The sequence below is a fragment of the Delftia sp. genome (assembly GCF_059499305.1).
Map to the genome: position 1 here is coordinate 520,115 of NZ_JCABYI010000004.1, position 23,155 is coordinate 543,269.

The window sequence follows — 23,155 nt, forward strand, 5'->3', positions numbered from 1 at the left end:
TTCGCATCGGAACCCCACCGCACCGCACAGCATCCTGCGTGCCGCCGTGTGCAGCGCCTTCAGTTGCGAGCTGCCGCTGCCGCCATTTCTGCGAGGAACGGGCCTTGGGCCGCCTCGGGTTTGCGTTCGATGAGGAAGTCGTCGCGATCCTGGTCCTTGATCCAGTTCGGAGGCTTGCCGCGACCTGTCCACGTTGCTCCTGTAGACGGATCGCGATACTTCGCCGGTGCGCTGGTTTTTGCTGGGATGTAGGGGAACACTTGCTGCTGGGTGAATCCGAAATCGGTCACCAGCTTCTGGACCTTGGACAGGGCAGCGTCGGCCGCCGAGGTGCGGGCCTTGGCAATTTCCATGTCCAGCGCGGCCTTGGCCGCAAGGAGTTCTTTGAGGGACTGTGTCATAGGGGGTGCGAAATTTTTGAAGCCAGATTATGGGGCTGATGGGGCGCGCGCTTGCCGAACCTATCGTGCCGGATCGATCGTGCAAGCCTGGGGCGCGGGGAAGATGTTGCGGCTTGCGGCGCCTTGCACTGCCATGGGGCGCTGCGACGCGGGTGGAGCCGAATAGGTGGGTCTCGCATTGATTTTTTCGCTACCTAGATGGAGATGAGTCCCAATGGCTCCTGCACGGGATTGAATTTTTTGAAACCACCTTCCGAGATCTGAAGGCGAAAGATGATAGCGCAGGCCTATGTCAGACTGCAGCTTGCAGGCCTGCCTTGCGTTGGGCTCGCGCAGGCTGGGCGGCCAAAATCCATCTTCAACATCTTCACCGAGGATTTCTCATGATCATCACCACCACCCCCCAGATCGAAGGCCGCCGCATCACCCGCTACTGCGGCGTGGTCGCGGGCGAGGCAATTTTGGGCGCCAATGTGTTCAAGGACTTGTTTGCCGGGCTGCGCGACATCGTGGGCGGGCGGTCGGCCACCTATGAGCGCGAGCTGCAGCGGGCGCGCGAGATTGCGCTCAAGGAGCTGGAGGAACGCGCCCAGGAACTGGGCGCGAATGCCGTGGTGGGGGTGGACCTGGATTACGAAGTGCTGGGCCAGGGCAACGGCATGTTGATGGTGTCTGCCAGCGGCACGGCCGTGGTGCTGGAGTAGGCAGGGCCATCGGCCAAGCGGGCCAAGCAGGCCAGCGAAGTCAACGCGGCGCCGTGCCCCGCATCTCCAGGCAGCGGGCCAGCGCTCGCGCCGCCTCGCCCAGGCGCGGGCCGGGGCGGGAGACCACGTCCGTCTCGACCAGGTCCAGCGCGCAGATGCGGCCCGAGCGCACGGCGGGCATGCGGCTCCAGCCGGGGCGGGTGGCAAAGCTGGCCGATGGCGTCTGCGGCGTGTGGATGATGAGTTCCGGCTGCTGGCGCAGCACGTATTCGGGTGTGATGCGGGGGAAGGGCCCCAGGTTGGGCGGCAGCACATTGCGCGCGCCCAGGCGCTGCAGCAGCTGGCCTATGAAGGAGTCCGGCCCTGCCGCGTAAGGCGTGGCGTCCACCTCGAAATACACCTTCTGCCCGGCGGGCGCTTGCGCAGCCAGCGCCTTGGCCTGCTGGTCCACCTCGGCCTGCATGCGCGCCAGCAGGGCGTTGGCGCGCTGCACCTGCAGCAGCTGGTCGAGCTTGTGCAGTACCTGCTCCAACTGCGCCATGTCGTTGGCGTCCAGCGCCAGCACGGGAATGCCAAAGCGCTCCAGCTGTGCGATGACGGGTGCGGAATACGCCATCAGCACCACGTCGGGCCTGAGCCGCACGGTGGCCTCGACCAGCGGGGCAAAAGTGTGGCCCAGCTTGGGCAGGGCGGCCACGCGCGCCGGGTGGTTGGAGAACTCGTCCACGCCCACGATGCGCTCGCAGGCCTCCAGCGCGCACAGCGATTCGGTCAGCGAGGGCAGCAGCGAGACGATGCGCTGCGGCACGCGCTCCAGGCGCACCTGACGGCCGCGCATGTCGGAGACGGTGTAGGTGGTGGTTGCCCCGCCCGTTCCCGCATCCGCCGCCTTTTGCGCAAAGGCGTTGCCCGCGCCGCCTGCGCAGGCCAGGGCGGCAGTCAGCAGCAGGATGCGGGGCAGGCGCGAAAGCAGGCGCAGAAGCAGATGCATGGGGTCAGGGCAGGGGAGTCCAGCGCACGCTGACGAACACGGTGCGGCCTGCGTTCGCATAGCCGCGCGTGGGTGCGTAGTCGCGGTCGGCGATGTTGTTGACGCGGGCCAGCAGCGTCCATTGCCTGGTCAGCTGGCGCTGGGCGTAAAGGTTGACCACGCCGTATCCGCCCAGCTTGAAGGTGTTGGCCTCGTCGGCATAGCGGCCGCTGTAGAGCTGCGCTTCGCCGCCCAGCGTCCAGCCGGCAGCCTGGGTGTCGGCATTGAGCTTGAGCATGCGCTTGGAGCGGTAGGGCAGCAGCTTGCCGGTCTCCAGGTTCTCGGGGTTCATGAAGTCCAGCGAGGCGCCCAGGTTGGCGCTGCCCAGGCGCGTGCTGCCCGCCAGCGTCAGGCCGGTGATCTCCACGCTTTGCCAGTTGCGGTAGCAGTTGCAGGGAAGGGCGCTGTTCCAGTCGTAGGTGATCAGGTTCTTGAACTTGTTGCGGTAGACCACGGCCGAGAGGCGGTTGGCACCGGCCGCATAGTGCAGGCCCGTTTCCACGTTGGTGCTGCTTTCGGGCTTGAGGTCGGCCGCCGCCTGGCCCGTGAAGCGTTCGTACAGCGTGGGCGTGCGGAAGGCCGTGCCGGCCGATGCCACCCAGCGCCAGCGCTCGTCGATCTGCAGGCCGTAGCCCAGGCCGCCCGTGGTCTTGTTCTGCTGGTCGTGTACCTGGTCGTGGCGCACGTTGGCGTCGAACTGGTGGCGGCCCTCGGTCAGGCGCCAGCCGGCCGACAGGGAGTTCTGCACGCGCCGGCTGTCGGTGTTCTGCGTCCAGGCGTATTGGGTGTCCAGCTTGTCCTCGCGGCGCTCCAGGTCGATGTTGAAACGGTGCTGGCCCAGCGTGAACAGGTTCTGCAGCAGGTAGTTGGTGGAGCTGCCGTCGGCGCGTTCGGGCGACTGGGTGTGGCGGTCGCTTTGGCTGTCGGTATGGGAGATCTGGACCACGCTTTTGTACATGGCGTTCCAGCCGGCCTGCCAGCGCAGGCTGCCGGTGGTGTTCTTGACCACGTCGTAGTCGTCGAACGGCGGCGGGCTCTGGTCGTAGTGGGTGCGCAGGCGGCTGTGCAGCAGGCTGGCGTCGATCTGGTGGATGCCCGTTTTGTAGCCCGCGTTCAGGCCCAGCGAGGTGTTGCTGTAGCCATCCTTGTCCGGGTTGGGCGAGAAGGTGTTGCCGGGGTAGACGTCAAAGCCGTCGCTGCGCTCGTCGGCCAGGTTCAGGCCATAGGTGAAGCCGTTGGCTCCGCCCTGAAATCCCGTGGCCAGCTTGCTGGTGCCCTGGTTGCCTATGCCGGCCTCGGCATAGGCGCGGGTCTGGCCGTCCGCCCGCTTGGTGAAGATCTGGATCACGCCGCCCATGGCGTCTGAGCCATAGATGGCTGCGGCCGGGCCGCGCAGCACTTCGATGCGCTCGATCTGCGCCAGCGGCAGGGTGGACCAGACCGCGCCACCCTGCAGCTCCTGCGAGCTGTAGCGCACGCCGTCGATGAACACGGCAGTGTGCTGGTTGCTGGTGCCGCGCAGGTGGACCGAGGTGACCTGGCCCGGCCCGCCATTGCGGTTGATCTGCACGCCCGGCACCTGCACCAGCAGGTCGGCCACGCCGGTGGCGCCGCTGCGGGCAATGGTCTCGGCGTCGATCACGGTCATGTCGGCCGTGACGGTGCGCAGGGACTGCTCGCTGCGCGAGGCGGTGACGACCACGGTATCGAGCTGGGAGGCCTGTGCGCGCTGCGCCTGTTGTGCCTGTTGTGCCTGTTGTACCTGTGCTTGGGCCTGGCAGGCCAGCAGCGAGGCCGCAGCCAGGGCAGACAACGTGCGCAGTACGGGGAACGCCGAGGGCGAGCGAAGGGCGGCGCCAGGGGCGCGCGCGAGGGCGAGGGTGTGCATGGATGCGAGCCAGTTGCGCGCCAGCGACCCCGCCGGCACGGAAACCACAAAGACCGGCTGCGCTGCATGCGCGGCCGGCCGCCTGTTGGCCGGTATCCAGACTGGTGACGCACTCGCCAAGGCCTTCCCGGGCTGTACGCCCAGTGGCACGGGTTTGGCGGGGGCCGGTGCCATGCACGCGGCGTTTCACTCACTGTTGCGGGGGCAGTACATGCGGGCGGCTTTATCTGGCCGCCCCATGTTTCCCGTTTAACCGCAGCCCCTGGGGCTGCTGGCACCAACGGCGGCGATTGTACGGCGGGGCGTTCAGTGCCGATGTAAAGCTTGCTTGACATGCCCGCGGGTGGCATCGCACAATGTCAAGCATCCTTTACACATTGCGAGAAACTTCCATGAATCAAACAACGGTCACCAACCGCCGCTACCAGAAGGAGCTGGGATTTGCGCTGCTGCTCTACATGGCGCTGTTGGTGGGGGCGCTTTTGCTCAGCGCCGACATGCAGGCCGGGGCCCCGCGCACGGCCGTGCTGCTCAGCCCCATGCTGGCGTTTGCGCTGGCCGTGCGGGCCATCGTGCGCCTGGTGCGGGATACCGACGAGTTCCTGCGCAAGTCCATGCTGGAGCAGCTGGCGATTGCGGCGGCGGGCACGGCCGGCATCACCTTCACCTACGGATTCCTGGAAATGGCAGGTTTTCCCAAGCTCAGCATGTTCATGGTGTGGCCCTTGATGGGTGCGCTCTGGGTGGCGGCTTCGGTGGCCCACTGGCTGCGCAGCCGATGAGCCGCGCTGCAGAGGCGGCCCGGCGATGAAAAACACCATCCGTGAACTGCGCGCCGAGCGCGGCTGGAGCCAGGCTGCGCTGGCTGACCTGCTGGGCGTGTCGCGCCAGACCGTCAATGCCATAGAGACGGGCCGCTACGACCCCAGCCTGCCGCTGGCCTTTGCCATCGCCCGGGTGTTCGAGACCCGGATCGAGGCGATCTTCCAGGAGGGTTGAGCGCAGCGCTCAGGCCACGATCATGACCAGCAGCACCAGGCCCAACAGGGCCAGGTAGGCCTTGGCATGCAGGGCATCGGGAATGCGGCCGATCAGCGGGGCCGCCAGCCTGATGCCTGTCCACGATCCGGCCGTCAGCAGCGCAAAGGCCTGCAGGTCCACATAGCCCACATGCCAGGGGCCCAGCCCCGCGCTATGGGATGCCAGCATGTAGGCAGCGGTGCCCGCCACGGCCATGGGCAGGGACAGCGGGCTGGCCATGGCCGTGGCGGCCGCCATGCTGGCGCCGCGTCGGCGCATCAGCGGCACGGTCATCACGCTGCCGCCCACACCCAGGAAGGCTGCAATCGCGCCAATCGCCAAGCCTGCGATGGCGGCGGGCCTGCGGCCCATGGGCTGCAATTGGGCGGCGGTGCCGTGCACGAAGCCCGGGCGCAGCAGCGCGTCGGCGATGGTCAGGGCCAGGTAGGCGATGAAGGCCCAGCGCACCCATTCCCCGCTGATCCAGGTGGCGGCCGCCGCGCCCGCCACGGCACCGGCCGCGATGAAGCCAGCCAGTGGCCGCACCTGATCCCAGGGCAGGGCGCCCGCGCGGTGCTGGCGCAGCGTGGCCATGGAGGCGCCAAAAATCATCACGCAGGTGGAGGTGGCCACGGCAATGTGCATGGCAGCCTGGCCAACGGCGGAGTCCGCGCCGTGGATGGAGGTCAGCAGCGCATAAAGCAGCGGAACGGCCACGAAGCCGCCGCCAAAGCCGAAGAGCACGGTGGTCACGCCGGCAAGCACACCGAAAGCCAGCAGCAGGAGAGGGAACACAGACAGTCCTTTGGAAAAAACGAGCAAGGACTGAACCTTAGGATGCCGCGGTTTGGCCTGCATTCGCGGATGGGTCAATAATCCTCGAATTCCTGCCAAAGCCTGTTGGCTGTTTTCCGGACATCCCCATGCTCAACATCCCGCTGCATTCCGTGGACGCCGTGGCGCGCGATGTGCTGGCCATCGGCACCGACTACACGCCTGGCACGCTGCTGCCCACGCACAGCCACCGGCGTGCCCAGTTTCTCTACGGGATGAGCGGGCTGATGGAAGTGGAAACCGACGACGGCGCCTGGACCATTCCGCCCTACAGCGGCGTGTGGATTCCGGCCAGCAAGCCGCACAGCGTGCGCATGCAGGGCGTGAGCACGCGCAGCCTGTACATCGAACCGGCTGCTGCGCCCCGCCCGGGTGTGCATTGCGAGGCCCTGGTCGTCACCCCGCTGCTGCACCAGTTGCTGCTGTCCTGCGCCGACCTGCCGGCGCTGTACGACGAAGCGGGCCGCGACGGCGCCCTGGTCATGCTGGTGCTGCACGAGCTGGCCTCGGCCCGCAGCCTGCCGCTGTTCGCGCCCATTCCCCGCGACGAAAAGCTGGCCGCCCTGTGCAAGCAGTTCCTGGCCCAGCCCAGCATCCGCGCCACGCCCCAGGACTGGGCACAGGCGCTGAACAAGAGCCTGCGCACCTTCAGCCGGTTTTTCCAGCAGCACACAGGCATGGCCTTTGGCGCCTGGCGCCAGCAGGCCTGCCTGCTGGCAGCGGTGTCGCGGCTGTCTGCGGGCTCATCGGTCACGCAGGTGGCGCTGGACCTGGGCTATGACAGCCCCAGCGCGTTTTCCACCATGTTCCGCAAGACATTGGGGCGGGTGCCTTCGGAGTTGGGCAGCAAAGGCATGGCATTGCCATAAAAGCGCGACGGGGCATTGGGCAGGCGCGGGATTTCCGAGATTTCGCGGCAGAATGCAGGCCTATTTGTCTGACCGCTCCAAATGCTTGAATTTATTCGAACCGTCTTTTCGGGGTTCTCCGGTTCTGCCCGCGATCCGCAGTCTTTTGCTCATCGAGAGCATGCGCCGCCACCAGGAGAAGTCCTCGCGGAAGGGAAGGACGCCTTTGTCTTTTCAGCACATTGGACGATTGAAAACGAATTTCCCATTCTGGATTGGGAGGCTGCCCAGGAATGGCTTGACGCCATTGCCGACGAGACCCAGCGAAGCGCTGCCTGCACCCGGCTGCGCAAAGGCTGGCTGGAGCATATGCGCCAGGCCCTGGGCCCGTACTACGCGCTGCATGAAACCGAGCACGCGATGCTGGTCAGCAGCCAGGAAGACCATGTGGCCAAGGCAACCCTGGGATTTGTGCGCAGAACGCAGCAGCGTATCGAAAGCGTGCTCGACGGGATCGCCCTGTTTCCGGAAGGCTTCAGCGAGGCGCTCATCGTTTTTGATGACAAGCCCGAGTACTACGGCTATCTGTCGCACTGCTACGACGGGGAAGAGATAAGAAATACCGACAGCGTCCTCGTCACGGCAGGCGAAGGTCATCTGGTGATGCTGAAAGCAGACCTGGGTACGTTGGAGCCCTTGATTGCGCGCAATCTCACGCATGCTTGCCTGCTGCGTCTGCCTCTTCCTGTATGGCTTAATGCCGGGATTGCGTCCCATATGGAGCAAAGCCTCTATGGCCACATGAAATCGCTGACCTCACCCATGCAGATGCATGCTCGGCATCAGGCATTCTGGAATGCGCAGGCGATACAGAGCTTTTGGAATGGTGAATCCTTCAGGCAGTCCGCAGATGCCAATGAGTTGTCCTACGATCTGGCGCGCATTCTGGTGTCGCAGCTGAGCAGGGATTGGCCGGCATTTCGGGATTTTGTGCTGCAGGCGGATTGGAATGATGGCGGCGCTGCTGCCGCAATCACTCATTTGCAGCGCAATCTGGGCGGCATCGTGGCGGCCATTCTGGAGCGCACTTCGTCCTGCGGTCTGGAGCCTGATCCGTCGCAGTGGGAGTCCGAACTGGAGGACGAGGCCGCCGTGGCTACGGTAGCTGCGTCCTGACTCGCTCCATGCATCTGTGGCTCAGTTTGTTGCCTGGGCAGGTTTGCACGCAGTCGATGCCGCCTCCCGCGTCATGGCCCAGAACGCCAGGGCTGCCAGGCTGAACGCCGCGCCCGCAACGCAGACGCCGTGCCAGCCAAACCGCGCGTAGGCGTTGGTGGAAATCAGCGCGCCCAGCCCGCTGCCCACGGCATAGAACAGCATGTACAGCCCCACCAGCCGGCTGTGGGCCTGCGGGTTGCTGCGAAAGATCAGGCTCTGGTTGGTCACATGCAGGGCCTGGCCGCCCAGGTCCAGCAGCACGATGCCGGCGACCAGCGCCCACAGCGATTGTTCCAGCAGCGCAATCGGCGCCCAGGCCAACAGCAGGATCACCAGCGCGCCCAGGCTGGTGCGCTGTGCGAAACCCTGGTCTGCCCAGTGCCCGGCACGGGCCGCGGCCAGTGCACCCACCACGCCGGCCAGGCCAAAGGCGCCGATGGCCGTGAGCGACAGGCTGTAGGGCGGTGCGCTCAGCGGCAGGACCAGGGCGCTCCAGAAGATGTTGAAGGTGGCAAACATCAGCAGGGCCAGCATGCCGCGTGTGCGCAGCATGCGGTCCTGGCGCAGCAGCTGGAGCATGGAGGCGAGCAGCTGCGTGTAGCTGGGTGCATGCAAGGGCGCCGCCAGCCGGGGCAGTTGCCGCCACAGGGGCCAGGCCAGGGCCAGCATCAGCAGGGCCGAGCAGGCATAGACGCCACGCCAGCCAGCCAGGTCACCCACGGCGCCGGCAAACACGCGCGCCAAAAGCAGGCCGATGAAAACCCCGCCCTGGGCCGCGCCCACCACGCGCCCGCGCTCATTTGCCTGGCTGGCGCTGGCCGCATAGGCGATCAGCCCCTGCGTCATGGCCGTGCCCAGCAGGCCCACGGCCAGCATGCCCGCCAGCAGCAGAACGGCCGAACGCGCGGTGCTGACTGCCGCCAGGGCCAGCACCAGGCCCAGCAACTGCAAAAGCATGAGCCGCCGCCGCTCCAGCCGGTCGCCCAGCGGCACCAGCAGCAGCAGTGCCAGCGCGCAGCCGGCCTGCGTGGCCGTGACCACCCCGCCCACGGCTGCATGGCTGATGCCGAAGTCGGCCGCCAGCGCCTCCAGCAGCGGCTGGGCGTAGTAGACGTTGGCCACGCTCAGGCCGCTGGCAGCGGCGAACAGCAGCACCAGGCTGCGCGGCATGCGGACCGTGTCCGAGGCTGGGAAGGCTTTCATGAATTGAATCCAGTTGCAAAACAAAACTGGTTGGATGCTAGTTGAACCAGTTTTGAAATGCAACCAAAATAGCGCCATGAAAGAAGACACCCGTCCTGACACACCGCAGCCCTGTCCGGTGGCCCGCTCCCTGGATGTGATCGGCGACCGCTGGTCGCTGCTCATCGTGCGCGATGCTTTCGATGGCATCAGCCGCTTTGGCGATTTCCAGCGCAGCCTGGGCGCGGCCCGCAATATCCTGGCCGACCGGCTGCGCCGGCTGGTGGAGGCCGGCATCCTCGAAACCCGACCCGCCGCCGAAGGCTCGGCCTACCTGGAATATGTGCTGACGGCCCGGGGGCTGGACCTGTTCCCCGTCATCGTGGCCTTGCGGCAATGGGGCGAAGGCCATTTGTTTGCGCCCGGCGAGGCACATTCGCTGCTGCTGGACCGCCACAGCGGCCTGCCTGTCCAGCCCATGCTGCCGCGTGGCGGTGATGGCCAGGCCTTGCTGCCGGGCCAGACCGTGGTTCAGAAAATCGATTGATGGATGTCCATGCTCTCTGCCTTCCTGCCACTCATCTACGTACAGATTTCTCCCGAGCGCCTGACGCTGACAAATCCGAAAACGGGCCAGACCCTGTCGGAGGTTCCCGAGCTGGCCCTGAGTCCGCCGCCCCGGCGCCGGATTCTGGCGGCCGGCCCGCAGGCCAGGCTCGCGGCTGCATCGGAGCCTGCGGAAGTCGTCAATCCGTTCGCGCATCCGCGCTCGCTGATATCGGACTTCGTGCTGGCCGAGCACCTGCTCAAGTACCAGCTCAGGCGCATGCAAGCCGGGGGCTGGCTGGCGGCCTCCCCGCACATCGTCATCCATCCGCTGGGTGACCCCGAGGGCGGATTCACCCAGGTGGAACTGAGGGCCTTGCGCGAGCTGGGCAGCGCGGCCGGGGCCTCGAAGGTGAATGTCTGGACAGGCCGGCCCTTGACAGACGAGGAATTGCTGGCGCGCAAGGCCCCTGCGCAGGGCGGCATCTGGGAGTGAGGCCCTGTTCCTCGCCATGAAAAAAGCGCCCGTCACAACGGGCGCTTTGACTGGGTCGGCGCAAGGGCCGATAACGCGCTATCAGAACCGCGCCATCAGAACCTGGCCGTCATCCCCACGAAGTAGGTACGGCCGCCGTTGTCGTAGTTGGCGCCGATGGTGCGGGTTTCCTTGTCGGTCAGGTTGATGATGCCGGCGCGCAGGGTCATCGAGTCGGTGACGTTGTAGTTCATGGACACGTCGAACGTCGTGTAGGCCTTGGCGAAGGTGGTGGCCGTGCCCGTGGTCACGACTTCCTTGCCCACGTGGCGGGCGCTGAACATGGCGGACCAGCCCTGGCGGATCTGCCACTGCAGCGACGAGTAGATGGACAGCTCGGGCACGGCCAGCAGCGAGGCGCCCGTGCTCAGGTTCTTGGACTCGAACATCTTGGTGATGTTGGTGTTCCAGGTCAGGCCCTTGGCCAGGGGAACGTTCACGAAGCCTTCCAGGCCGCGCGTGCGGGCACGCTGGGCGTTGGCCATGCGGGTCCACCAGAAGCCGTTGTAGAAGCCCAGCGGCTGGTAGTCGATCTTGTTCTTGAAGTTGGTGTGGAAGTAGGTGGCACCCAGCGCCCAGCCATTGCGGTCCCAGCTGGTGCCCAGCTCGAAGTTGGTGCTGGTCTCGGGCTGCAGGTCGGGGTTGCCGGCCATGTAGCAGCCACGCGTACCGTCGGCGTTGACGCTGGTGCTGGTCCAGCCCATGCCGGCCAGGCTGCGGCAGCCGTTGCCCCCGGATTGCGTGGCGGCGCTGGCCGAGTTTTCCTTCAGGTTGGGCGCACGGAAGCCGCGCGAGACGCCGCCGCGAACCGTCCACTCCGAGGCCGGGTGGTAGACCAGGTAGGCGCGCGGGCTCCAGTTGTTGCCGTATTTCTGGTGGTGGTCCATGCGCAGGCCCAGCGTCAGCGCCAGGTTCTCTCGCAGGAAGATCTGGTCCTCGCCGAACAGCGCCCAGGTGGTGGCGCTCAGGCCCGAGCCCGAGACCGGGCGCCCCGCGTAGTCGATGGGCGCCAGGCCGATGGTGTCGCGGTTGTCCAGCGACTCGCGGCGCCACTGCATGCCCAGCGTCATGGCCTGGTCCAGTCCCCACAGCTTCAACGGCTTGTCGATGCGGCCGTCCAGAGTGGTTTCCTTGGAGTTGTTGCCGATGGTGTCGCCCTTGTCCTCGTACTTGTTGTGCACAAGGTTGAGCTTGGAGGTCATGTCGCCCCAGCGGCCATCGTGGCTGAGGCCGAACTTGGTCTGCTCCAGCTTGCTCAGGCCCCATTGCGATACCACGGGGCGTCCATTCACCAACCGATCGGAGCCCGTGGCGCGCTGGATGCCTTGCGCGGCCTCGATGCCGATCACCTGGTCGGGCGTGAGCTGCCAGTTGAGCAGGGCGTTGAGGTTTTGCTTGCGCGAGCCGGCCGTGGACTGGTAGGTGCCCGGGAAGCCGCCCGTGCCCTCGTCGGCAGCGCGGTCCGTGTAGTTGCCGCCCAGGCGCAGGCCGAACTTGTCGGACAGCGGGCCGCTGATGTTGAAGCCCAGCTGGCGCGTGTCGCCGCGGTCGCCGTCGGAGGGCTTGCTGTAGTTCAGCGTGGTCGAGCCGCTCCAGCGCTTGCCGATCTTGCGCGTGATGATGTTGATCACGCCGCCCATGGCGTCCGAGCCGTACAGCGAGGACATGGGGCCGCGCACCACCTCGATGCGCTCGATCATCTCGGGCGAGATCCAGTCCAGATCCTGCGAGCCCAGGTCGTCACGGTAGTTGATGCCGGCCGAATTGCCCTGGCGCTTGCCGTCCACCAGGATCAGCGTGTACTTCTCGGGCAGGCCGCGCAGCTTGATCTTGGACTGGGCACCCGTGCCCGACAGACCGCCGGTCACGCCGGGAATGGTGGACAGCAGCTCGCCGATGCTGGTGACGGGCTTGCGCTCGATGTCTTCCCGCGTGATCACGCTGATGCTGGCCGGCGCCTCCTTGATGTCCACGGCCGTGCCCGAGGCGGTCACCACCACCGTGGACAAGGACGTGTCGGCCTTGCTGTCGGCCGTCTGGGCATGGGCCATGGCTGTGCATGCCAGGGCAGCGCAAAGTGGAAGAGGGCGGAGCACCGAGATTCTGACCATCTTTATAAAGTTCCGTATGGGTTAAAAATCAAGGTGCGAATGATAACGATTTGTATCTACATCTTTCTCTTCACGTAAAGACAGTTGTTTTTTGTTCACGCGTTATCTAATCGCTGGACACGCCTGAGGCGTTGTGCACAAGTCTGGTGCACAAAAATGAAGGGGGTCGGCAGGGCGCTGAGAGGGAGCACGGGGTGCGGCGCCTCCGTGCAAAGGCCGCCCCGGAGCGCAGGGGGCGGCCAGAAACCAGGTCAGCGCGGCTTGGCCACGGCGCCCGGCAGGGCGCTGGAAGGCTCAGCGCAGCTGCCCGAGGGTTGGCTCGATGCCCGGCGGCGCACGAACTGGTAGGCAATGGCCAGCAGGGCAAACCAGGCCGGCGTCACCACCAGCGCCTGGCGCGTGTCGGCCTGCAGGGTGAGCAGGCCCAGGATGGCCGCAAAGAACGCCAGGCAGGCCCCGCACATGGCCACGCCGCCCGGCATCTTGTAGCGCGAAGCCTCATGAAGGGCCGCGCGCTGGCGCCGGTAGGCGATATAGGACAGCAGGATCAGCGACCACACGAACATGAACAGGATGGCCGATACCGTGGTCACCAGCGTGAAGGCCTCCACCAGATCGGGCACCACCCACATCAGGAAGGCGCCGGCCAGCAGGCAGGTGCAGGAAAACAGCAGCCCGCGCGAGGGCACGCTGCTGCGCGACAGCCGGTGGAAGGACTTGGGCGCATCGCCCTTGAGCGCCAGGCCGTAGAGCATGCGGCTGGTGGAGAACACACCGCTGTTGGCCGACGAGGCGGCCGAGGTCAGCACCACGAAATTGATCACGCCCGCAGCGGCCGGCAGGCCTGCGAGCACGAACAGCTCCACGAACGGGCTCTTGCCCGGCACCACGTCGCGCCAGGGGGTGACGGCCATGATGGCGATCAGGGCCAGCACGTAGAACACGATGATGCGCACGGGAATGGAGTTGATGGCGCGCGGCAGCGTGCGCTCGGGGTCCTTGGCCTCGGCGGCCGTGGTGCCCACCAGCTCGATGCCCACGAAGGCGAACACGGCGATCTGGAAGCCCGCGAAAAAGCCCATCATCCCGTTGGGGAACATGCCGCCGTCGTTCCAGAGGTTGGACAGGCTGGCCGCACGCCCCGCAGGCGAGACGAAGGCGGCACCCACCATGTACAGCCCCGTTGCCACCAGGGCCACGATGGCCACGATCTTGATCATGGCGAACCAGAACTCGATCTCGCCGAACAGCTTCACCGTCAGCAGGTTCAGGCCCAGCAGCAGGCCCACGCAGGCAATGGCCGGGGCCCACTGGGGCAGGTCGGGGAACCAGAACTGCGAGTAGGCCGAGATGGCGATCACGTCGGCAATGCCCGTGACGATCCAGCAGAACCAGTACGTCCAGCCCGTGAAGAAGCCCGCCCAGGGCCCCAGCAGATCGGCCGAGAAATCGATGAAGGATCGGTACTGCAGGTTGGACAGCAGCAGCTCGCCCATGGCCCGCATCACGAAGAACAGCATCACGCCGATGATGGCGTAGACGAAGACGATGGACGGACCCGCCAGGCTGATGGTCTTGCCCGAGCCCATGAACAGGCCCGTGCCGATGGCACCGCCGATGGCGATGAGCTGGATGTGGCGGTTGGTGAGATTGCGCTGCAGGTCGTCTTGACCGTGCAGGCCCTGGCCGGCAGGCGGGGCCTTGTGTGTCATCAGAGAACTCCGGGGAAGACTGGCAAAGCGATGGCAGAAAGGGGGAAATCCGCCTGCCGCGGCCGTGTTTTCAGTCTCTGCATGGAGTCCATGCCTGGAAATGCGGCAGCGCAGCAAAACGGAACGAAGGCCGCGAGGATACCCGAACCTCGCCCCCGCATCAGCCCTGCCGCGCCGTGCCGCTCCAGTCAATGAAGCGGGTTTGATATGGGTGGATCAGCCGCGCGCCAGGCGCCGGGCGTTGGCCACTGCGGTGCGGTGCACGGGCGCCATGCCCTTGCCCACCACGCCCCACATGGCGTTGCTCCATTGCGAGGCCTGCGATGCCAGTGCGCCCCCATTCCAGGTGGAGGCGCTCCAGGGCATCCACCACATGCGCATCCAGGCCTGCATCAGGGCCTGGCTGGCGACCATGGACTGCAGGCCCATGGCGGCCCAGGATTGGTGGAAGGCTGTCTGTTTCTCGGACACCATGCGCGTGAATTCGCGCCGGTCCCGTGCGGAGGGATTGGCCCCGGCCAGCGCCATGCGGGTGAGCCTGTGCGCCACCACCTGCGGCGCGGCAATGGCCAGATCGGTGGCCTGACGGGCCACCGAAGCGGCCTTGGAAGATTTGCGGTTTGCCATGTGCGCTCCTGAAGCTCTGGATCCATTTGCCGGATCTACCTGCCAGATCCACTTGCCGGGTCCACTTTAGCCAGATGCATGCCGGTCCGCGTAGGCCGATGACGCAATGCAGCAAAAACGCGTTTATCGCGGCTGGGGCCGGGGTGCCGGCGCGGCTCCGCCCTGCGTGACCTCAGATACCAGGGCGCGCCACCAGCGCTCGCCTGCATGGGGGGCGGCCAGGTCCACGCGCTCGCCCATCATGGGCGTGGCCACGGCAATGCCGTGCTCGGCGCCCAGGGCCAGCACGCGCTCGAAGGGGTCCCACCAGGCATGCATGGCCAGGCTGAAGGTGCCGTTGTGAATGGGCAGCAGCCAGCGTCCGCCCAGGTCGCGGTGGGCCTGCACGGTCTGGGCCGGGTGCATGTGGACATAGGGCCAGTGCGGGTCGTAGGCGCCGGTCTCCATCAGCGTGAGGTCGAAGGGCCCGAAGCGCCGGCCGATTTCCGCAAAGCCGTCGAAATAGCCGCCGTCGCCGCTGAAGAAGACACGCAGCGTGTCGGCGCTTGCCAGGTCCTCGATGACCCAGGACGCCCACAGCGTGCGGTTGCCGTCGCGCAGGCCCCGGCCCGAGAAATGCTGGGCCGGCGTGGCCGTGAAGCGCAGGCCGTCCACCTGCACGTCCTGCCACCAGTCGAACTGGCGCACCTTCTCGGGGGCCACGCCCCAGGCCATGAGCCGGTCGCCCACGCCCAGCGTGCACAGGAAGAAGTCGACCCGGGGCGCCAGGGCGCGGATGGTGGCACGGTCCAGATGGTCGTAGTGGTCGTGCGAGAGCACCACGCCGCGCAGCGCGGGCAGTTCATGCAGGGCGATGGGCGGCGCATGAAAGCGCTTGGGGCCGATGAAGGAAAAGGGCGAGGCGCGCTCGGCAAACACCGGGTCGGTGATCCACCAGCCGCCGCGCAGTTTCATCAGCAGCGTGGAGTGGCCCAGGCGGTACAGGCTGCGCTCGGGCGCGGCGGCCAGGTCGGCCGGGGTGAGCCGCTGCACGGGCAGGGGCGCCGCAGGCTCGGTGTTCTTGGGCTTGTTGAAGAAGAAGTCCCACATCACCTTGGCGTCGGGCTGGGGGGCATTGGCCGGGCGGGGATGGATGTTGCGAAAGCGCCCGGCCGACGATTGGGGCGATTGGGAGTAGTCGGCAATCGGGGCGCGGAAGATGCGGGTTGTTTTCACGGTGCTCCGTCGGTGTTCAGGCCGCCGCCATCATGGAACCGATGGCGCAGCCCTGTCGAGATGGTGGTCTTGGCGACCCCGTTCAAGGCGCCTTGCGTGTCGTCATGTAAACAAAAAAGGAGCTGCCCCTGCAGGCAGCTCCTTGTGGTGATGGCCCGGAGGCTGGTCATCAATGGGCGCCGGCCGCCTCGGCACCGCCGGCATGGCCCGCAGGGCGCCTGGTCATCCAGATCAGCACGATCAGCACCAGGAACAGCACGGACGACGCCAGGAAGATGTCGTCGGCGGCGCGCGTGTAGGCCTGCTGGTCCACCAGCCGGTTGATCTGGGCCAGCGCCTGCGCCTGGCTCAGGCCTGCGGCCTGCAGCCCCTGCAGGGTGACGCCGAACACGCCCTGGCCCTGGACCAGCCCTTCGGTCAGATGGGCGTGGTGCAGCGCGGCGCGGTTTTCCCACAGCGTGGTGGCGATGGAGGTGCCCATGGCGCCCGCCGTGATCCGCACGAAGTTGCTCAGGCCGGCGGCGGCCGGGATACGGTCCGGCGAAATGCCCGACAGCGTGATCGTGGTCAGCGGAATGAAGAAGAAGGCCATGGCCGCGCCCTGGATCAGCGTGGGCACCAGGATGTGCATGAAGTCGGTCTCCACCGTGAAGCGCGAGCGCATCCACAGCACCAGGGCGAACACGATGAAGGCGCCCGTGGCCATCCTGCGCGGGTCCCACTGCGTGACCTTGCGGCCCACCAGCGGTGTCAGGATGATGGCGAAGATGCCTACCGGCGCCAGTGCCATGCCGGCCGTGGTGGAGGTGTAGCCCATCCACTGCTGCAGCCACAGGGGCAGCAGCACCACGTTGCCGAAGAACAGGCCGTAGGCAATCGACAGCGCCACCGTGCCGGCCGCGAAATTGCGGCGCATGAACAGGCGCAGGTCCACCACGGGGTGGGCATCGGTCAGCTCCCAGACCAGGAAGACCACGAAGCTCACGATGGCCAGCACGCACAGCGTGATGATCTCGCCCGAGGCGAACCAGTCCAGCTCCTTGCCCTTGTCCAGCATCAGCTGCAGCGCGCCCACCCACAGCACCAGCAGGGCCAGGCCCACGGAGTCGATGGGCAGCTTGCGCGTGGGGGTCTCGCGGCTGCGGTAGATGCTCCAGGTCATCAGGGCCGACAGCAGGCCCACCGGCACATTGATATAGAAGATCCAGGGCCAGGAGATGTTGTCCGTGATCCAGCCGCCCAGCAGCGGGCCGACCACGGGGGCCACCAGGGTGGTCATCCCCCACAGCGCCAGGGCCACCCCGGCCTTGGCCGGGGGATAGCTGGACAGCAGCAGCGTCTGTGACAGCGGGATCATGGGGCCGGCAACCAGGCCCTGGAGCACGCGGAACAGCACCAGCGTCTCCAGCGACGAGGCAAAGCCGCACAGCCAGGACGTCAGCACGAACAGCAGCACGCTCATGGTGAACAGGCGCACGGCGCCGAAGCGCTGGGTGAGCCAGCCCGTGAGCGGCACCGAGATGGCGTTGGCCACGCCAAAGCTGGTGATCACCCAGGTGCCCTGGCTGGGACTGACGCCCACGTCGCCCGAGATCGCCGGAATGGCGACGTTGGCGATGGACGAGTCCAGCACGTTCATGAAGGTGGCCAGCGACAGGGCCAGCGTACCCAGGGCCAGCTGGGCGCCCTTGAGCGGGACCGGCCGTGCAGGCATGGCCGGCGGCGCCGAGGGGGCGACCGGCGGCGCCGGCTCCGGCACGGCGGTGGTAGAGGAAGTCATAGGCAGTCCGCGTAGGTTCTGGGAAGGCGGGGGAGCGATGCCTGCTTACCTGGACTGCATGGCCTGCGCGTCAACCGGCGCGGAGGCCACGGCGGCTGGCGCCTTGCCCTGTGCCCTGTCCTGCACCTCGGCCATGGCCACGGGCGGCAGCTCGGGCAACTGCTTGAGCGGTGCCACGTTCTGGCCCGCCACGATGTGGGCAATGCGCTCCTCGGCCTGCGGCAGCGCCATGTCGTAGACGGAGGTCTGGGCCACGGGTGCGTTGCGCGTGGTCGTTGCCAGCACCTCGCCCTGCTGGTCTCGCACGTCCACCTTGACTTCCATGGACAGGCCCACGCGCAGCGGGTGCTGTGCCAGGTCTTCCGGCGCCAGCGCAATGCGCACGGGCACGCGCTGCACCACCTTGATCCAGTTGCCGGTGGCGTTCTGCGCGGGCAGCAGCGAGAAGGCCGCGCCCGTGCCGGCACCCATGCCCACCACGGTGCCGTGGTAGCTGATCTTGTCGCCGTACACATCGGCCGTCAGCTCGGTCTTCTGGCCTATGCGCAGCTGGGCCAGCTGGCTTTCCTTGAAGTTGGCATCCACCCAGAGGTTGTGCAGGCCCACCACCGTCATCAGCGGCGCGCCCGAGGCCACGCGCTGGCCCAGCTGCACGCCGCGCTTGGCCACATAGCCTTCCACGGGCGAGACCAGGCGCGTGCGCTGCAGCGCCAGATAGGCTTCGCGCACCTTGGCGGAGGCGGCGATCACGCTGGGGTGCTCTTCGGCGCTGCTGCCCTTGGTCTGGGCTTCGGCAGCCGTCAGCTGCGCCTTGGCGGCGCGCACGGCGGCTTCGGCTGCCGAGGCGGCATTGCCGGCCGTGCGGGCCAGGGACTGGGCGTGGTCGAACTCCTCCTTGCCCACGGCGCCCGTGGCCAGCAGCGGGCGGCGGCGCTCCACATCCTCGCGGGCGCGGGCGGCATCGGCCTGCAGGCGGGCCAGATCGGCCTCGCGCTGGGCCACCTGGGCGACCAGGGGGGCATTGTTGGCGTACAGCGTGCGCACCTGGCGCACGGTCTGGGCCAGCTGCGACTCGGCCTGGGACAGGGCGACCAGGGCATCGGCCGAGTCCAGCTGCACCAGCAGCTGGCCGGGCTTGACGTAGTCGGTGTCGTCGGCGCCGATGCTGATCACCGTGCCGCCGACCTGCGGCGTGATCTGCACCACGTTGCCCGCCACATAGGCGTTGTCCGTGGTCTGGTAGTTGCGGGCCACCATCCAGTGCCAGCCGCCCCAGGCGACGGCGGCCACCGCGACGGCGGCGGCGATGAGGGTCAGGCCCTTGCGGCGGCCCTGCGGGTTGGCCACGGGCGAGGCTGCGGCCGGTGCGGCGGCAGGGCTGGGTGCTTGCTTGTTGGTGTCGGTCATGGTGTACGGCGCTTTGTTATCTGTGAATGTGGTTGTGCGGCCGGGGCAGGGAGCTGGCGGTCTGTCACGCTGGCTGGCGGTCTGCCCGGTGGAGGGTCAAGAGTGCGGTGGATTCCTGTGCGGGTTGCGATCTCAGTGCTGGCTGACCTGCACGGCATCCGTGCCATCGGTCCAGCCGCCGCCCAGGGCCTTCATCAGCGACACGCGCGTGTCCAGCGCACGGGCGCGCAGGTCCACGTCCAGGCGGCGCTGGGTGATCACCTGGGTTTCGGTGTTCAGCACCGTCACCTGGCTGGCCAGGCCGGCCTTGTAGCGCTGCACGGCAAAGTCGTAGGCGCGTTCGGCCTTCTCCAGCGACTCGGCCTGCAGCTGCTGTTGGCGCACCAGCGATTGCACGGAAGTGATGGCGTCGCCCGCTTCCTTGACCGCATCGAGCACCACGCCGTTGTACTGGGCGATGGCGGTGTCCAGATCGGCCTGCGTGCCGCGCAATTGGGCGCGCAGGCGCTTGCCGTCGAACAGGGGCAGGCGCAGCGCGGGCGTCACGCCCATCTGGCGCGAGCTGCCCTTGAACAGGTTGTCCAGCCCGACGGCATTGAGGCCGATGAAGGCCGTCAGGTTGATATCGGGATAGAAATCCGCCCGCGCGCTCTCTATGCCCTGCGTTGCCGACTCCACGCGCCAGCGCGCGGCCACCACATCGGGGCGGCGGCCCAGCAGGTCTGCGCCCAACTGGCCGGGCATGGCCTGGATCTGCAGCGCGGCCAGACGGGGCGCCAGCTGCAGCTGCGCCTCGGGCGCCTGGCCGCAGAGCACGGCGATGGTGCGGCGCGCCAGCGTGATCTGCTCGTCCAGCATCTCGATCTGGGTGCCGGCATCGGGCAGGCCAGCCTGAGCCTGGGTCAACTCCACCTGGCTGTCCAGCCCGGCGCGCGTGCGCTGCTGGCTCAGCTCCAGCAGCGACTGGCGCTGGGTCAGCGTGCGGCCGGCCACATCCTTTTGGGCAATCAGCCGGGCCAGCGCCACATAGCTGCGCGCCACCTGGGCGGCCAACTGGTTGGCAGCGGCGGCGCTGTCGGCCTGGGCGGCACGGGCTTGGCCCAGGGCGGCCTGCAGGTCGGCGGCATGGCGGCCAAAGAAATCCGGCGTCCAGCTCAGCCCGGCCTGCAGGTTGCCGGTGTTGTAGGTATGGCCGGCAATGGGAGCAGGCACCAGGCCGTTGGCGCTGTAGTGCTGGCGCGTGGCGTCGACGCCGAGCGTGCCGCGCACATCGGTGGCCGTGCTGGTGGCCGTGGCCAGGGCGGCGGCCTTGTCGAAGCGGGCGCGGCTCATGGCCAGGCTGGGGCTGCCCTGCAGCGCCTGGGCGATCAGGCCGTCCAACTGGGCATCGCCCAGGGACTTCCACCAATCGGCGGCGGGCAGGCTGGTATTGGCGCCTGTCTCGGACTGGGCCGTCAGACCCAGGTCGGAGGCGCCCAGCCGGGCCAGCGGCTCATGGGCCGGGCCCTGGGAAGCACAACCGGCCAGGGCCAGCGCGGCGCACAGGGTGGCCGCTGCGGCGGCCACGCGGCGGGGCGCGGCGGACACGGAAACAAAGGATTTGGGCATGGTGGTCTGCCTGTTGGGGGTCAAGAATCAGGAAATCGGAAACCGGGGCGGAAAAAGGGGCTGGCGCTGTCAGGCCGCGGGCGTGGCAGGCGCAGGGGCTGGCGGCGCAGCTTCCGGCGCGCGCATCGCATCGCCATTGGCCAGCAGGCGGCGCAGCATGTCCAGCAGCTGGCGCGACTCGTCATGGCTGAAGCCGGCCATATGGGCATTCATCACGCTGGACAGCACCTGCGGCACCTTGGCCGCCATGGCGCGGCCTTCATCGGTCAGCACCAGCTTGACCACGCGCCGGTCCACCGTGGAGCGCTCGCGCCGCAGCATGCCCTTGGATTCGAGCCGGTCCAGCGCCCGCGTGATGGAGGCCGGATCCAGCCCCAGGTCACGTGCCATGCCGGCATTCGTGGCGTCGCTGCACAGCAGCAGCTTGTACAGCGGCAGCCACTGCACATAGGTCAGCTCATGCTCGGCCAACTGCGCATCGGCCTGCTGGAGGATGGAGCTGAGCACCTTGCGCATGAGGAACCCCACGCTCTCGAAGGGCGTGTAGCTGCCGGGGCTGTAGAAGTCCGAGGGCTGCAGGCCGTTGGGCAGGGGTGGCTGGGTCATGGTGTCTTGCAAGTGAAATGATTGACTGAGCAATGATTGTTGCGGCAATTATTGCAGAAACACCGAATGGCCGCATGGCTCGCGGGTGCCGGGGACGAGGCAAGGGTTTTCCATCAGGCCGGTGGCTTCCTGACCCCTGTTCGACCACCGGCCACACCGACAACGCTCACTTGTCTTGAGCCACCGCATGCCCTTTCTCCAGTCTGGCCACGGCCTCGCGGTAGGCGGGGCTGGCGCGCAGCTGTTGGTAACGCTCCAGGCCGCGCTGGTATTCGGTGGAGCGGACATCGATCTCGCGGTCCGAGACATAGGTGAGTCCGGCGCGGTGCCACATTTCCAGGTCGGCCAGCACCTGGGCGCGGCTGAGGTCGGTGGGGGCAGCAGTGGAGGAGGGCGTGGCGTCCTGGGCGAGGGCGGTGCCGGCCAGGCCCAGGCTGATGGCGGCCAGGGCGATGAAGCGGGTGAAGTCGGAAGTGCGCATGGGGAACCTTTCAGGTGAAGCGAAGTGATGAGGGCTTCATGGTCCCGCTGCCGCCCTGGCCGGCACAGCCGTTTGCGACGCACTGCAGCATGGCGGGAGCCAATGGCCGTTGGGTTTCGTGAAATGCCTGGAGGGCAGGCGCGGCCATCCGAGGAGCGCCGCCAGCCATGGAAATGCTTTGATCAGCCTGTGTGCAGCAGATTATTTCCAGTTGCTCCAATAAATCGGCATAAACATCTGTGAAATGGCTGGTGGAAGCATGAATCGGCAGCAAATTCCAGCGGCACAGGCCGACAATCGCCGCTCTCCATGTCTTCATCCATTCCACTTTCCCCCGCTGCCGTTTCGGCAGATTCCGTTTCCCGCAGTTCCGAGGCCTTTCGCGGCTTCAGGGATGCGATTCCCGTGATGCTGGGTTTCGTGCCCTTTGCCCTGGTGCTGGGCGCCCAGGCCGTGCAAAAGGGGCTTGCACCGCTGGAAGTTCCTCTCATGACCGGGATGAACTTCGGCGGCGGCTCGGAGTTCACGGCCATACGGCTGTGGACCTCGCCGCCGCATGTGCTGCTGATCGTCGCCATGTCATTTCTGGTCAATTGCCGGCACATCCTGATGGGTGCGGCACTGGCGCCCTATCTGCGCCATCTGCCCAGGCGCCGTGCCTTGCCTGCCCTGTTCTTCATGTGCGACGAAAGCTGGGCGCTGGCCCTGGCCGACGCGCAGCGAAGTGCCGCGCGGCGCGTGAGCCTGCCTTACTACATGGGCGTGTCGGCAGGCCTGTACATGGCCTGGGTGTCGTGCACGGCGGCCGGTGCCTTTCTGGGGCCGCGCATTGGCGACCTGGAGCAGTACGGCTTCGACATGGCGTTCACCGCCGTGTTTCTGGTGCTGCTGCGCGGCATGTGGAAGGGCGTCAGGCCTTGCCGGCCCTGGCTGGTGAGCCTGCTGACGGCGGCCCTGGTCTACAAGCTGGTGCCTGGCGCCTGGTATGTGGCGGCCGGCGCCGTCTCTGGCCTGGTCTGCGCGGCCTTGCTGGCACCCAGGAGCTGAGCGATGGAAGCCACAACCTTGCTGACGCTGGTGCTCATGGCGTGCAGCACGTATTTCACGCGGGTGATCGGCTACCTGCTGCTGCGCGGGCGCACGCTGAGCCCGCGCATGCAGTACGTGATGGAAAGCCTGCCGGGCTGCGTGCTGATCTCGGTGATTGCCCCGGCGTTTGTGTCCGAGCGTCCGGCCGATCTGCTGGCCCTGGTGGTGACGCTGGTGGCGGCCAGCCGGCTGCCCATTCTGCCGACGGTGCTGATCGGCATTGCGTCGGCGGGTGCGCTGCGGCACTGGCTGGGGTGATGGCGGCCGGGGGTGGGGCGTTTTGGGCCTTCAGTTCGCCCGCCAGTGGTCGATG

General features: G+C 67.1%; 24 protein-coding genes and 1 riboswitch. Of the genes, 9 read left to right on the forward strand and 15 right to left on the reverse strand.

What is annotated here, in order from left to right; translation table 11 throughout:
- Nucleotides 1-59: 59 nt before the first annotated feature.
- A complete protein-coding gene (locus tag AC5I49_RS04205) occupies nucleotides 60-401 on the reverse strand; it encodes an H-NS histone family protein (RefSeq protein ID WP_016446025.1) in 342 nt (113 codons plus the stop codon).
- Between the two features lie 383 nt (nucleotides 402-784).
- Between AC5I49_RS04205 and AC5I49_RS04210 the strand changes: the two genes are divergently transcribed.
- Complete coding sequence (locus tag AC5I49_RS04210) at nucleotides 785-1,105, forward strand: heavy metal-binding domain-containing protein (protein ID WP_012205554.1); 321 nt, start codon at nucleotides 785-787, stop codon at nucleotides 1,103-1,105.
- A gap of 40 nt (nucleotides 1,106-1,145) precedes the next feature.
- Here AC5I49_RS04210 and AC5I49_RS04215 read toward each other — a convergent pair whose 3' ends face one another.
- Nucleotides 1,146-2,096, reverse strand: coding sequence for an ABC transporter substrate-binding protein (locus tag AC5I49_RS04215; RefSeq protein WP_495788879.1), 951 nt, complete (start codon nucleotides 2,094-2,096; stop codon nucleotides 1,146-1,148).
- Between the two features lie 4 nt (nucleotides 2,097-2,100).
- Nucleotides 2,101-4,023 carry a TonB-dependent receptor domain-containing protein gene (locus AC5I49_RS04220; RefSeq protein ID WP_495788880.1) on the reverse strand — a complete coding sequence of 641 codons (1,923 nt, stop codon included), beginning with the start codon at nucleotides 4,021-4,023 and terminating at the stop codon, nucleotides 2,101-2,103.
- Nucleotides 4,024-4,093: 70 nt separating this feature from the next.
- Nucleotides 4,094-4,319: riboswitch (cobalamin riboswitch) on the reverse strand.
- A 96-nt stretch (nucleotides 4,320-4,415) separates the two neighbouring features.
- On the opposite strand from AC5I49_RS04220, the gene AC5I49_RS04225 reads away from it, so the two are divergent.
- Both AC5I49_RS04225 and AC5I49_RS04230 read left to right on the forward strand, forming a co-directional pair.
- Entirely contained in the window at nucleotides 4,416-4,805 is a 390-nt protein-coding gene (locus tag AC5I49_RS04225) for a hypothetical protein (protein ID WP_016446029.1), read from the forward strand.
- Between the two features lie 25 nt (nucleotides 4,806-4,830).
- Nucleotides 4,831-5,022: a helix-turn-helix transcriptional regulator gene (locus AC5I49_RS04230; protein WP_013802457.1), complete on the forward strand. Its 192-nt coding sequence runs from the start codon at nucleotides 4,831-4,833 to the stop codon at nucleotides 5,020-5,022.
- A gap of 9 nt (nucleotides 5,023-5,031) precedes the next feature.
- Here the strand turns inward: AC5I49_RS04230 and AC5I49_RS04235 are convergent, their stop codons facing one another.
- On the reverse strand, nucleotides 5,032-5,838 hold the full coding sequence (locus AC5I49_RS04235; RefSeq protein ID WP_495788881.1) for a sulfite exporter TauE/SafE family protein: 807 nt from the start codon (nucleotides 5,836-5,838) through the stop codon (nucleotides 5,032-5,034).
- A gap of 128 nt (nucleotides 5,839-5,966) precedes the next feature.
- Here AC5I49_RS04235 and AC5I49_RS04240 point away from each other — a divergent pair, with 128 nt between their 5' ends.
- Together AC5I49_RS04240 and AC5I49_RS04245 are read left to right on the forward strand one after the other, a co-directional pair.
- The gene (locus tag AC5I49_RS04240; RefSeq protein ID WP_495788882.1) at nucleotides 5,967-6,746 is read left to right on the forward strand and encodes an AraC family transcriptional regulator; all 780 of its coding nucleotides are present in this window, start codon (nucleotides 5,967-5,969) and stop codon (nucleotides 6,744-6,746) included.
- 81 nt (nucleotides 6,747-6,827) lie between these two features.
- Nucleotides 6,828-7,901 carry a hypothetical protein gene (locus AC5I49_RS04245; protein ID WP_212645809.1) on the forward strand — a complete coding sequence of 358 codons (1,074 nt, stop codon included), beginning with the start codon at nucleotides 6,828-6,830 and terminating at the stop codon, nucleotides 7,899-7,901.
- 21 nt (nucleotides 7,902-7,922) lie between these two features.
- Here the strand turns inward: AC5I49_RS04245 and AC5I49_RS04250 are convergent, their stop codons facing one another.
- Nucleotides 7,923-9,146, reverse strand: coding sequence for an MFS transporter (locus AC5I49_RS04250; RefSeq protein ID WP_495788883.1), 1,224 nt, complete (start codon nucleotides 9,144-9,146; stop codon nucleotides 7,923-7,925).
- A 76-nt stretch (nucleotides 9,147-9,222) separates the two neighbouring features.
- Here AC5I49_RS04250 and AC5I49_RS04255 point away from each other — a divergent pair, with 76 nt between their 5' ends.
- Nucleotides 9,223-9,672 carry a winged helix-turn-helix transcriptional regulator gene (locus tag AC5I49_RS04255; protein ID WP_209801686.1) on the forward strand — a complete coding sequence of 150 codons (450 nt, stop codon included), beginning with the start codon at nucleotides 9,223-9,225 and terminating at the stop codon, nucleotides 9,670-9,672.
- Nucleotides 9,673-9,675: 3 nt separating this feature from the next.
- Complete coding sequence (locus tag AC5I49_RS04260) at nucleotides 9,676-10,167, forward strand: rod shape-determining protein (RefSeq protein ID WP_249343473.1); 492 nt, start codon at nucleotides 9,676-9,678, stop codon at nucleotides 10,165-10,167.
- Between the two features lie 95 nt (nucleotides 10,168-10,262).
- Here AC5I49_RS04260 and AC5I49_RS04265 read toward each other — a convergent pair whose 3' ends face one another.
- From AC5I49_RS04265 to AC5I49_RS04310, 10 genes are all read right to left on the reverse strand, one after another.
- Nucleotides 10,263-12,257, reverse strand: coding sequence for a TonB-dependent receptor domain-containing protein (locus tag AC5I49_RS04265; protein ID WP_154834336.1), 1,995 nt, complete (start codon nucleotides 12,255-12,257; stop codon nucleotides 10,263-10,265).
- Nucleotides 12,258-12,568: 311 nt separating this feature from the next.
- On the reverse strand, nucleotides 12,569-14,029 hold the full coding sequence (cycA, locus tag AC5I49_RS04270) for a D-serine/D-alanine/glycine transporter (RefSeq protein ID WP_374008343.1): 1,461 nt from the start codon (nucleotides 14,027-14,029) through the stop codon (nucleotides 12,569-12,571).
- Nucleotides 14,030-14,245: 216 nt separating this feature from the next.
- Entirely contained in the window at nucleotides 14,246-14,656 is a 411-nt protein-coding gene (locus AC5I49_RS04275; protein ID WP_016453442.1) for a polyhydroxyalkanoate granule-associated phasin, read from the reverse strand.
- Nucleotides 14,657-14,779: 123 nt separating this feature from the next.
- A complete protein-coding gene (locus tag AC5I49_RS04280) occupies nucleotides 14,780-15,871 on the reverse strand; it encodes an MBL fold metallo-hydrolase (RefSeq protein ID WP_495788884.1) in 1,092 nt (363 codons plus the stop codon).
- Between the two features lie 169 nt (nucleotides 15,872-16,040).
- Nucleotides 16,041-17,651: a DHA2 family efflux MFS transporter permease subunit gene (locus AC5I49_RS04285; RefSeq protein ID WP_016453441.1), complete on the reverse strand. Its 1,611-nt coding sequence runs from the start codon at nucleotides 17,649-17,651 to the stop codon at nucleotides 16,041-16,043.
- Nucleotides 17,652-17,696: 45 nt separating this feature from the next.
- Nucleotides 17,697-19,058: an HlyD family secretion protein gene (locus AC5I49_RS04290; RefSeq protein ID WP_495788885.1), complete on the reverse strand. Its 1,362-nt coding sequence runs from the start codon at nucleotides 19,056-19,058 to the stop codon at nucleotides 17,697-17,699.
- 132 nt (nucleotides 19,059-19,190) lie between these two features.
- Entirely contained in the window at nucleotides 19,191-20,666 is a 1,476-nt protein-coding gene (locus AC5I49_RS04295) for an efflux transporter outer membrane subunit (RefSeq protein ID WP_495788886.1), read from the reverse strand.
- Between the two features lie 69 nt (nucleotides 20,667-20,735).
- The gene (locus AC5I49_RS04300) at nucleotides 20,736-21,272 is read right to left on the reverse strand and encodes a MarR family winged helix-turn-helix transcriptional regulator (protein ID WP_013802445.1); all 537 of its coding nucleotides are present in this window, start codon (nucleotides 21,270-21,272) and stop codon (nucleotides 20,736-20,738) included.
- A 166-nt stretch (nucleotides 21,273-21,438) separates the two neighbouring features.
- Nucleotides 21,439-21,753 (reverse strand): DUF4148 domain-containing protein, encoded by a 315-nt coding sequence (locus AC5I49_RS04305; protein ID WP_495788887.1) that lies wholly within the window; start codon nucleotides 21,751-21,753, stop codon nucleotides 21,439-21,441.
- Nucleotides 21,754-21,763: 10 nt separating this feature from the next.
- Nucleotides 21,764-22,072, reverse strand: coding sequence for a hypothetical protein (locus AC5I49_RS04310; protein ID WP_495788888.1), 309 nt, complete (start codon nucleotides 22,070-22,072; stop codon nucleotides 21,764-21,766).
- Here AC5I49_RS04310 and AC5I49_RS04315 point away from each other — a divergent pair.
- Nucleotides 22,063-22,800: an AzlC family ABC transporter permease gene (locus AC5I49_RS04315; protein WP_013802443.1), complete on the forward strand. Its 738-nt coding sequence runs from the start codon at nucleotides 22,063-22,065 to the stop codon at nucleotides 22,798-22,800. The two genes, AC5I49_RS04310 and AC5I49_RS04315, sit on opposite strands and share 10 nt — an antisense overlap.
- Nucleotides 22,801-22,803: 3 nt before the next feature.
- A complete protein-coding gene (locus AC5I49_RS04320) occupies nucleotides 22,804-23,100 on the forward strand; it encodes an AzlD family protein (protein ID WP_012205574.1) in 297 nt (98 codons plus the stop codon).
- Nucleotides 23,101-23,155 lie beyond the last annotated feature (55 nt).

What these genes read in the sequence shown, in the direction of transcription:
- AC5I49_RS04320 (WP_012205574.1), top strand. Translation starts at nt 22,804, where the DNA reads ATGGAAGCCACAACCTTGCTGACGCTGGTGCTCATGGCGTGCAGCACG.
- AC5I49_RS04230 (WP_013802457.1), top strand. Translation starts at nt 4,831, where the DNA reads ATGAAAAACACCATCCGTGAACTGCGCGCCGAGCGCGGCTGGAGCCAG.
- AC5I49_RS04205 (WP_016446025.1), bottom strand. Translation starts at nt 401, where the DNA reads ATGACACAGTCCCTCAAAGAACTCCTTGCGGCCAAGGCCGCGCTGGAC.
- AC5I49_RS04305 (WP_495788887.1), bottom strand. Translation starts at nt 21,753, where the DNA reads ATGCGCACTTCCGACTTCACCCGCTTCATCGCCCTGGCCGCCATCAGC.
- AC5I49_RS04315 (WP_013802443.1), top strand. Translation starts at nt 22,063, where the DNA reads ATGTCTTCATCCATTCCACTTTCCCCCGCTGCCGTTTCGGCAGATTCC.
- AC5I49_RS04250 (WP_495788883.1), bottom strand. Translation starts at nt 9,146, where the DNA reads ATGAAAGCCTTCCCAGCCTCGGACACGGTCCGCATGCCGCGCAGCCTG.
- AC5I49_RS04255 (WP_209801686.1), top strand. Translation starts at nt 9,223, where the DNA reads ATGAAAGAAGACACCCGTCCTGACACACCGCAGCCCTGTCCGGTGGCC.
- AC5I49_RS04225 (WP_016446029.1), top strand. Translation starts at nt 4,416, where the DNA reads ATGAATCAAACAACGGTCACCAACCGCCGCTACCAGAAGGAGCTGGGA.
- AC5I49_RS04240 (WP_495788882.1), top strand. Translation starts at nt 5,967, where the DNA reads ATGCTCAACATCCCGCTGCATTCCGTGGACGCCGTGGCGCGCGATGTG.
- AC5I49_RS04245 (WP_212645809.1), top strand. Translation starts at nt 6,828, where the DNA reads ATGCTTGAATTTATTCGAACCGTCTTTTCGGGGTTCTCCGGTTCTGCC.
- AC5I49_RS04220 (WP_495788880.1), bottom strand. Translation starts at nt 4,023, where the DNA reads ATGCACACCCTCGCCCTCGCGCGCGCCCCTGGCGCCGCCCTTCGCTCG.
- AC5I49_RS04310 (WP_495788888.1), bottom strand. Translation starts at nt 22,072, where the DNA reads ATGAAGACATGGAGAGCGGCGATTGTCGGCCTGTGCCGCTGGAATTTG.
- AC5I49_RS04275 (WP_016453442.1), bottom strand. Translation starts at nt 14,656, where the DNA reads ATGGCAAACCGCAAATCTTCCAAGGCCGCTTCGGTGGCCCGTCAGGCC.
- AC5I49_RS04295 (WP_495788886.1), bottom strand. Translation starts at nt 20,666, where the DNA reads ATGCCCAAATCCTTTGTTTCCGTGTCCGCCGCGCCCCGCCGCGTGGCC.
- AC5I49_RS04300 (WP_013802445.1), bottom strand. Translation starts at nt 21,272, where the DNA reads ATGACCCAGCCACCCCTGCCCAACGGCCTGCAGCCCTCGGACTTCTAC.
- AC5I49_RS04265 (WP_154834336.1), bottom strand. Translation starts at nt 12,257, where the DNA reads ATGGCCCATGCCCAGACGGCCGACAGCAAGGCCGACACGTCCTTGTCC.
- AC5I49_RS04260 (WP_249343473.1), top strand. Translation starts at nt 9,676, where the DNA reads ATGTCCATGCTCTCTGCCTTCCTGCCACTCATCTACGTACAGATTTCT.
- AC5I49_RS04210 (WP_012205554.1), top strand. Translation starts at nt 785, where the DNA reads ATGATCATCACCACCACCCCCCAGATCGAAGGCCGCCGCATCACCCGC.
- cycA (WP_374008343.1), bottom strand. Translation starts at nt 14,029, where the DNA reads ATGACACACAAGGCCCCGCCTGCCGGCCAGGGCCTGCACGGTCAAGAC.
- AC5I49_RS04290 (WP_495788885.1), bottom strand. Translation starts at nt 19,058, where the DNA reads ATGACCGACACCAACAAGCAAGCACCCAGCCCTGCCGCCGCACCGGCC.
- AC5I49_RS04285 (WP_016453441.1), bottom strand. Translation starts at nt 17,651, where the DNA reads ATGACTTCCTCTACCACCGCCGTGCCGGAGCCGGCGCCGCCGGTCGCC.
- AC5I49_RS04215 (WP_495788879.1), bottom strand. Translation starts at nt 2,096, where the DNA reads ATGCATCTGCTTCTGCGCCTGCTTTCGCGCCTGCCCCGCATCCTGCTG.